This is a genomic window from Mesorhizobium sp. M2A.F.Ca.ET.037.01.1.1 (assembly GCF_003998075.1).
Taxonomy (GTDB): domain Bacteria; phylum Pseudomonadota; class Alphaproteobacteria; order Rhizobiales; family Rhizobiaceae; genus Mesorhizobium.
The window spans coordinates 1-1,600 of sequence record NZ_RZSA01001262.1 but is presented as its reverse complement, the minus strand read 5'-3'; the positions used below and the strand labels follow the sequence as shown (position 1 = coordinate 1,600).

Here is a 1,600-nt window from a genome sequence, read left to right as displayed (position 1 = left end):
TCCGAGACGCTGTTGGAGTCGGCATGCGCCGTCGGCACGTCGTCGACAATATTGACGGAGAGCGTGCTGTTGGCGCTCTGGCCGTCAAGGTCGGTCAGAGTGACGTCGAAATTCTCGAACAGGCTGTTGGTGCCCTGAATGGCGGAATGCTCTTCATTATCGACGAGCGTGTAGGTGTAGGTGACCTCACCGGTGGCGGCATTGTAGGCCGTCACCTCCAGCGTGTTGCCTAGCGCCGTCGTGAAGGAACCGCCGGTAAACTGGCCATTGGTGATGAAGTCGTGTCCGCCGATGTTCAGCGAGGCAATGCCGTCGGGCGAGTGAATGGTGAAGGTGCCGCCCTGGGTGGTGCTTTCCTTTGAAGGGTCGGAGCCGGCTGACTCGCCGGGGCCGCGGCCGGCCAAGAGGTCGTCCTCGTTGACGACGACGTCGCCGCCGTTGGCTTCCGGCGTCAGGTCGCTGATCTCCGGGGTCGAATTGCCGATCGAGATCGTCAGCGTAGTGTGCGAGGTGTCGCCGTCGCCGTCCTTGATCGTATAGGTGAAGACGTCGTTGACGCCTCCCGGCGTGTTGGCGTCACGCACATAGGTGTAGGTGCCGTCGGCGTGGAGCGTCAGCTTGCCGTAGGCGCCCTGGACCTGCACGTCGAGCGTGCTCGCGTCGTCCAGATCGGCGTTTGTCGTGCCCTTGGCAACGCCGACGACCTTGGCCCCGTCCGCACCCTGGACGTCCTTGACGCCGTCCGTAGTGTTGCTGTCGCCCGCATCGGTGCCGCCGAGTAGCACATTGCCGGTCGCCGGGCCGAGCTGGCCTGCCGCCACGCTGTCGGTGTCGGCGACCGCCGTCGGCACGTCGTCGATGATGGCAACGGCAAACGTGGTGCTGGCCGTATCGCCGTCGGAATCGGTGACGGTGATGCTGAAATTGTCAGGAATCGTGTCGTTCTGGTCGTATCCGTCCGTATGTACAGGATGCGTGACCGATTCGGTGACGGTATAATTGTATTCGACGACCCCGGTGCTCGTGTTCAGCGAGACGATGGTGATGTAGCCAAACTGGCCCTGGATCTGCTGTCCGACGGCGGTGACGGCAACGCCGTTGATGACGATCGATCCGATGCCGTCCGGCGCGTCGATGGTGATCGTTCCATTGCTTGACGTTTCCGCGTCGCTCGGCGCGTCGCTGCCCGGCGACTGTTGCGGCCCACCGTTCAAGCCGGTTTCGCTGGCCGCCTCGGTCGGGCTGAGCAGCGACACCGCTACGACGGAAATGCCCCTGTCGACGAGCCCCGGGAACAGCTCGCGATGCTCGGGCTGGCCGAACTGCAATGCGGTGGGCGGCAACAACGCCGTCAGGCCGAAGCCGTCGCCGATACCGCCGGGAGGTACCGAAAAGTTTCCGCCCGCGCTACCTGGCGCGCCATTTCCGCCGGCCGAGATCGAGCCGTCGGCGCCGAAGGCGACATCGACATGGCTTGTCTCCAGCGCGGCGATGAGCGCGACGCGCGGCACCTCGACATCGCCGAGGATGAAGGTCGGCACGTTGAGTGCGCCGTCCTTGATGACGATCTCGGATCCGTCGGGCTGCACCAGCACCAGAT

At 64.4% G+C, this 1,600-nt stretch carries 1 protein-coding gene; it reads right to left on the bottom strand.

The window, feature by feature from the left end:
- Positions 1–1,600, bottom strand: a 1,600-nt coding sequence (locus tag EOA27_RS35755; RefSeq protein WP_189562289.1) for an Ig-like domain-containing protein, incomplete at both ends; no start/stop codon positions are given.